The organism is Commensalibacter sp. A3DC (assembly GCF_047307945.1).
In the GTDB taxonomy this organism is placed as follows: domain Bacteria; phylum Pseudomonadota; class Alphaproteobacteria; order Acetobacterales; family Acetobacteraceae; genus Commensalibacter; species Commensalibacter melissae.
Genome location: NZ_JAXOQA010000077.1, coordinates 1 through 6844, shown reverse-complemented (window position 1 = coordinate 6844; position 6844 = coordinate 1). Strand labels below are relative to the sequence as shown.

At 33.2% G+C, this 6844-nt stretch carries 6 protein-coding genes; 5 read left to right on the top strand and 1 reads right to left on the bottom strand.

Going from position 1 to position 6844, the window contains the following annotated elements; genetic code table 11:
- Both U0839_RS07960 and U0839_RS07955 read left to right on the top strand, forming a co-directional pair.
- Positions 1-1752, top strand: a 1752-nt coding sequence (locus U0839_RS07960; RefSeq protein WP_413550436.1) for an AsmA-like C-terminal region-containing protein, incomplete at its 5' end; no start/stop codon positions are given.
- Positions 1753-1781: 29 nt separating this feature from the next.
- Positions 1782-2507 (top strand): ATP12 family chaperone protein, encoded by a 726-nt coding sequence (locus tag U0839_RS07955; protein ID WP_155565448.1) that lies wholly within the window; start codon positions 1782-1784, stop codon positions 2505-2507.
- A 45-nt stretch (positions 2508-2552) separates the two neighbouring features.
- Here the strand turns inward: U0839_RS07955 and U0839_RS07950 are convergent, their stop codons facing one another.
- Positions 2553-3734, bottom strand: coding sequence for a bifunctional 2-C-methyl-D-erythritol 4-phosphate cytidylyltransferase/2-C-methyl-D-erythritol 2,4-cyclodiphosphate synthase (locus U0839_RS07950; RefSeq protein WP_155565447.1), 1182 nt, complete (start codon positions 3732-3734; stop codon positions 2553-2555).
- 132 nt (positions 3735-3866) lie between these two features.
- Between U0839_RS07950 and dusB the strand changes: the two genes are divergently transcribed.
- The 3 genes from dusB to U0839_RS07935 form a co-directional block, all read left to right on the top strand.
- Positions 3867-4910 (top strand): tRNA dihydrouridine synthase DusB, encoded by a 1044-nt coding sequence (dusB, locus tag U0839_RS07945; RefSeq protein ID WP_155565446.1) that lies wholly within the window; start codon positions 3867-3869, stop codon positions 4908-4910.
- A gap of 8 nt (positions 4911-4918) precedes the next feature.
- Positions 4919-6022, top strand: a complete 1104-nt coding sequence (locus U0839_RS07940) for a two-component system sensor histidine kinase NtrB (RefSeq protein ID WP_413550435.1) — start codon at positions 4919-4921, stop codon at positions 6020-6022.
- Positions 6023-6039: 17 nt separating this feature from the next.
- A partial coding sequence (locus tag U0839_RS07935; protein WP_413550434.1) for a sigma-54-dependent transcriptional regulator occupies positions 6040-6844 on the top strand: 805 nt, incomplete at its 3' end.

Sequence of the window (6844 nt, the reverse complement as noted above, 5' to 3'; positions counted from 1 at the left end):
AAATCAGATATTCTGTCTGAAAAAAATAAGAAAAAAAATAAGAAAAAATGGACAGTTAATTTCAGGACAATCAATTTCAGTCATGTTCAGACATGTTACGATAATTTTAGAAATAATAAACATGCCCATTTTCTTTTGAAAACTGTTGATATTGATCAGTTTGAAGGGAATAAGATACGTTTTGAAATTAATGGACATAATCATCAAGCGAATTTTTCATTATCTGGACGTATCAATCATGCGGATGCTTTGCTATTGCATAGAAATGTAGTTTCTTCATCTCCTGTTAAATTCCAAATGGTTTTAACAGAGTATTTTCAAAACCAAAATGTCGGAAATATACATGTCAATGGAACTGTAAAAGATTCTATCAATTTGAAAAATTTCTCAATATCGGCAAGAGGTGCGATTCTAAACCTGCAGAACCTTAATTTGTTATTCCCACATGCCAATTTACCATTGGTTGAAAATATTACCTTCAATACGTTACTTGAAGATATTGATACAGAAACGGAGAAAAATTCAAAACCAAAAATAAAACTGTTACAATTAAATATGGGTTATATTCCAATTAGGGAATCATACAAAGATTTCGATTTGACGAATGTCCAAATCATGGCCAATCAGTTTAATGAAAATATAAATATCCAGTTTAAGGGAAAACTGAATGACAATATATTCAGTTGGGCTGGCGATTTGGGAACATTGAATAATTTTCAACAAATATTGTTTTCAGATAATCTCAAGGAAATACCCATAAAGGGAAATTTGTCATCAGATAATTATTCGGCACAGATTCATGGGACAGTGGGAGGAAAAAATCCATCTCTCAAAATAAAATTAAATGCATTAAAAATTGACCATCAATTTTCTAAAATTGGTTTTGTTGAAGCACATGATATATTTTATAGTGGTAAAATATATTTGCCTTTTAGAGTTGACATTCAGTCAATCAATCATATTCGCGATGAAATTTTGCACAATTTGGGTGCAGAAGGTAGTATAAACGGTAAAAATCTTCAATTTAATCAATATAATTTTAATAATTTTTCAAATTATTTTAATTGGAATAACAATCAGTTAAAAATTAACAATGCACAGTTCATTAATAAACAAAATCATCTTAATCTTGATATCGCCTATAATCATAACAATGATGATCAAAAACTGTATGTTACGATCCATCCATCCGTTTTTCCGATGGAGTGGCTGGAACAAAGATATAAGTTGGCAGAATTGTATAGTGGTCCTATTGAAGTGACTGGAAATATTTCAGCTAAAGGTTCAAATTATGATCAGTGGATTCATTCAATGGTTGGACGTGTTGGAATGGCCGGAATTGGAGGAATCGTCAAGGCTGAAGGATTAAGACATTATCTAGGTAAAGCGGCTGATACTTTGCCATTGAAAAAGAATCTTTCAACGCAATGCTTGGCGGTACATTTTAACCTGAAAAATGATCAATTATATTTTGATACATTTACACTTCAGGCTAAAAAATTTGCCCTGAATGGAACAGGGTATTATTCCATACCCGCACATCAAATTGATTTTCATATTGTTCCCGATATCTCATTGGGTTCATTCAGTGCCTCCGTGCCAATCATTATTAAAGGCAATCTTGACAAACCGATTATAAACTTTGAAAAAAATAAAGATAAGGTTTTTACCCTAAGTATTAATACGATAAAAAAAATGCTTGAACGCACCAATTATTGTTCAGATTCCTTATCAAAAGCTAGAGCACAATAATTATAAATACCTGATATTGGAAAAATTATATGAACAAACCATTAAAATTGCGCCGTTTTTGGGATAAGGCAACTTATATCAAAGATGATGATGGTTTTAGGATATATCTTGATAAACAATTATTACGTCTTCCGCAGAAATCGATATTAAAAGTATCTAACGAAACGCTAGCAAAAAGAATAGTAGATGAATGGCAAAATGCCGGTTGTAAAAAAGGAGATATTTTTTCATTTGATACTTTACCCATTACGCGAATAATCAGTACTCTTATTGAAAAAATCAAACCTGATCGTAAGAAATATATTGATGTCCTTCTTCCCTATGTAAATGGTGAATTGCTTTGCTATCGTGCGGAAAAACCTAAACAATTAGTAAATAGACAAAATCAGCTATGGCAACCTATTTTGCAATGGATTGAAGAGTTTTTACATATAACCTTTAGGGTGACAAAAGGGGTTATGCCTATTGTGCAGGATAAACAAACAATCAATAAGATAAAAACCTATATTATGAGGCTTTCTGATGAAGAGTTGACTTTTTTTGCTGTAATTATACCATTATTGGGAAGTGTTGTATTATCAATTGCCATTTTTGAAAGAAAGTTATCAGCACAGCAAGGATTTGAGTATGCTTATCTGGATGAACATATTCAATCTCAAATTTGGGGTTATGATGCAGAACAACAACAAAGATTAAACCTTATACAGAAAGAAATCAATGAATGTGTAGATTATCTTGAATATGTTAATAATTGAGGTTCAAATAAATTGATTATCAAACCTCAGAAAATAGTTTGAAAGTTAAATTTTAGACCAAGTTTCCTCTTCTGGCATAAGCAAACATATTACCGCTTGACAGGCAATACCTTCCTGGCGGCCTGTAAATCCCAGTTTTTCGGTAGTTGTCGCTTTAACGGATATAGCTGAAAGTTTGAGTTGCAACAATTCTGAGATTTTTTGCCTCATTGAAGCGATATACGGACGCATTTTCGGTTTTTCACAAATCAGGGTAATATCCAGATTACTTATTTTACCACCACGTTCTATTATGCGTTTTCCGGCATGAATAATAAATTTTTGGCTATCCGCATTTTTCCATTGAGGATCAGAGGGAGGAAAATGACTGCCGATATCCCCTTCAGCCAAAGCACCGTAGATAGCATCACATAAAGCATGCAAAGCAACATCGGCATCTGAATGGCCTGCCAATCCATGTTCATAGGGTATATTAATACCGCACAGGATCAATGGACGATCTTTTTCAAAAGCATGCACGTCAAAACCGGAACCTATTCTCGGAATCATCACTTTAGACATAAGGCATTCCAATCGTTTCAAATCATTTTTGTAAGTTAATTTAATATTGTTTTCATCACCCATGACCAACATAACGGGTAATCCTGCCTGTTCAAAAAGCGCTGCATCGTCTGTTGCTCCTTTGGAGAATGAACCGCGATGAATTTTAAGTAATTGGCGAAAATTAAATCCTTGAGGTGTTTGTGCACGATATAAATCATCTCTCGAAATTGTATTCTCAATAATATTTTGTTTAGATTTTTTAAGTGTTTCAGCAACGGGAATGGCGGGAATAGCTGCAGGATATTGTTTAAGAGCGTCAATTACCTTTGTAATAATCTCAGATGATACATTCGGTCTTGCTCCATCATGTATTAGAACAACATCAGGCTGTTCAGGTTCGGGAAGTTTTGCCAATGCTTCCAGACCGGCCTTTACACTATCCTGTCGTTCTTCCCCCCCTTGAATGATTGGTAAAATCTTATTATTTTTTAGATCATTTAAAACTGGAGACAGCAATGAGGCATCACCTACGGGCTGTACAAGATCAACATGAGGTAAAAATGCTTTGGCAGCATGAAAGATGACAGGATGGCCCAGCAATCGAACATACTGTTTTGGTAACGTTCCATTTTGATTGAACCGTTTACCTGAACCGGCAGATAGAAGAATAAGAGCGATGCGCATAATAACTGAATTGTATAAAAAAAGATATTTTTGTTAAACTATAATTAAAGTAAAAGACTTTATTAATCATGTTTTAAATAATAAATCAATTGTGATAAATTTTACGAAATCAAATTGAAAAAAATACTGAAAATGATTACAGATACCGCTAAAGACATTCCTGATTTGAAGCCGATTTGCCTTGCTGGGGATAAAATAATCAACTATCCTGTTATTCTGGCACCTATGGCAGGAGTGACAGATTTTCCATTCAGACAATTGGTCAAGAAATTCGGTGCGGGTCTGGTTGTTTCCGAAATGATAGCCTCATGGGCCATGATTCGTGAAAACAAGACAACGTTGCAAATGGCTGAACCCATTACAAAGGGCTTGAACTCTACCCAATTGGCTGGTTCAGATCCTCAAGCCATGGCTGAGGCTGCACGAATCGCTGTTGATAAAGGCGCTGATATTATTGATATTAATTTTGGTTGCCCCGTCAAGAAAGTGGCTGTGGGTCAACAAGCTGGCTCAGCCCTGATGAAGGATGAATTAAAAGCATCAATTATATTGGAAGCAGTGGTTAAAGCTGTTGATGTTCCGGTTACGCTTAAAATGCGTATGGGATGGGATCATCAATCCCTAAATGCCCCGCAATTGGCCAGAATTGCTGAAGAATGTGGGATTAAAATGATTACAGTGCATGGCAGAACACGACAGCAATTATATAAGGGGAAAGCAGATTGGTCTTTTGTGAAGTATGTTAAGGAAGCTGTTAAAATTCCAGTAATCGTTAACGGTGATATTGTTGATTTCAATACTTCTGTGATTGCTTTGCAACAATCAAAGGCTGACGGAATTATGATTGGACGAGGTGTTTACGGAAAACCCTGGCTTTTATCCAAGATTATCCATTACTTGCAATGCAAGGATATTCCAGCACCTATAACCTTGCAGGAAGAAAAAGAGATCGTTCTATCTCATTATGATTCCATGTTAACCTATTATGGGGAATATTCTGGATTAAGATTGGCCCGTAAACATTTATCATGGTATTGTGCGGGCTTACCTGATTCCGCTTCATTCAGAGCATCAATTAATAAAATGGACAACGCCAGGGATGTAATTTATGCAATTAACGAATTCTATGATATCCATAGTGATGAATTTTTAATAAGGCATGAATTTGTTAATTGAAATTTATGATGAGCAAAAATATTCATGTTTTTACAGATAGTAATGAGATAATTGAGGCTTTACCTTTTCCATTGATGATTATCAATCAATTCGGAAAAATTGTTTATCTGAATTATCAGGCAGAATTGTTTTTGAATATTTCCAGAAAATCCGCCTATTGTTGTGAATTGAATGATTTTTTACTGGAAAATATATCTTTTTCAACATTATTTTCGCAAGTAAAAGAAAATAGACGTGTTGTTACGCAATACGGAATGAAATTAAGATTGAAAAACGGTAATAATAATAAAGAATTTTTTCTTTCTCTGGCCCCAGTTGAAAATAATGATGATCTATATATCGTTACATTTCATGATCATTCCTTACTCAATATGATCAGGAATTCACGGGAAACAACTGATTTCAATCAAATTGAAAAAAACCTGGCACTAATGCTTTCGCATGAAATAAAAAATCCATTATCGGGTATTCGTGGTGCGGCACAATTGCTGCAACAAACTGTTGCAAATGAAGATAAAAAGCTAACCGGCTTAATTTGTACAGAAGTTGAGCGGATAAGTAATATGCTTGATAGATATATTGATGAAACGCATAAACATATCAAATATTCGAAGTTGAATATTCATGCTATTTTGAATCATGTTATTCAAATCGCAAAAAATGGTTTTGCTAAAGATATCAGAATCAATGCATTATACGATCCATCCTTACCTTTAATAATGGGCGATAAAGATGCATTAATACAATTATTTCTTAATCTTATCAAAAATGCTTCAGAAGCATTGCAAAATTTTGATAATCAAGATGAAATAAGTATAATAACCAAATATCAATCAGATTTGATGATAAAAGAGGCGTGTCATCACTATATTTTTTTACCATTATTGATTGTTATTCGAGATACTGGAGCAGGCATATCTGAAAAAATAAAAGATCATCTTTTTAATCCGTTTATTAGTGACAAGGAAAATGGATTGGGAATTGGATTAGCTTTATGTAAAAAAATTGTTCAAAATCATGGAGGTATGATTGATGTTGAACGAAATAAGAAATTCACTGATTTTAAGATATATCTTCCCATCAAACAATCCAGATCGAATCTGAGATATTAAGTTGTAATTAATTAAAAATGGTTATAAAAAAATCAACAATCTTAATTCTGGATGATGATGCCTCGATCAGAACAGTTTTAAGTCAGGCCTTTACACGACTAGAATATAATGTAATGGCAACGACAAAAGTTGAATTGGGATTGGATTGGGTTAAGAAAAATAAAGTTGATCTTGTCATAACAGATATAATGATGCCTGATATAAATGGTTTTGATGTTATTGACAGGATTAAATCATTTAATATTGACATACCCATTATTGCTATAAGTGCATTATCAACACTTTCAACGGCATTAGAGGTTGAAAGAAAGAATATTTTTGAATATTTTCCAAAGCCTTTTGACCTTAATAAGTTAATTGCAACGGTACAAAAAGCATTAAAATCCTTAAAGGTCAATTTTTACAATTTTGATGGAATTATTCATGAAGAAAATTTACCCTTAATTGGTCAGTCAACAGCGATGCAGGAATTGTATCGTATGATCGCTAGGCTAATTCGATCTGATTTAACTGTTCTTATCACGGGAGAAAGCGGAACAGGTAAAGAGCTCGTTGCAAAAGTTTTACACAATTATGGTAATGGAAAAAACAATTCATTTATAATGATAAATTTGGCTATTTTACAAGATGATGATATTGAAAATGAGCTTTTGAAATATACTCCTTTTATTCATGAAAATAAAAAAGAAATAGATAATCTGGAAAAAAACTATAAAGGTACATTATTTTTGGATGAAATAGGTGAGTTATCATTATCTGCTCAATTTCATCTATTGAAATTTCTTGAAAAAAATTTTTGTTTCTCAACGAATAATTCAAACA

What these genes read in the sequence shown, in the direction of transcription:
- U0839_RS07940 (WP_413550435.1), top strand. Translation starts at nt 4,919, where the DNA reads ATGAGCAAAAATATTCATGTTTTTACAGATAGTAATGAGATAATTGAG.
- U0839_RS07950 (WP_155565447.1), bottom strand. Translation starts at nt 3,734, where the DNA reads ATGCGCATCGCTCTTATTCTTCTATCTGCCGGTTCAGGTAAACGGTTC.
- U0839_RS07955 (WP_155565448.1), top strand. Translation starts at nt 1,782, where the DNA reads ATGAACAAACCATTAAAATTGCGCCGTTTTTGGGATAAGGCAACTTAT.
- dusB (WP_155565446.1), top strand. Translation starts at nt 3,867, where the DNA reads ATGATTACAGATACCGCTAAAGACATTCCTGATTTGAAGCCGATTTGC.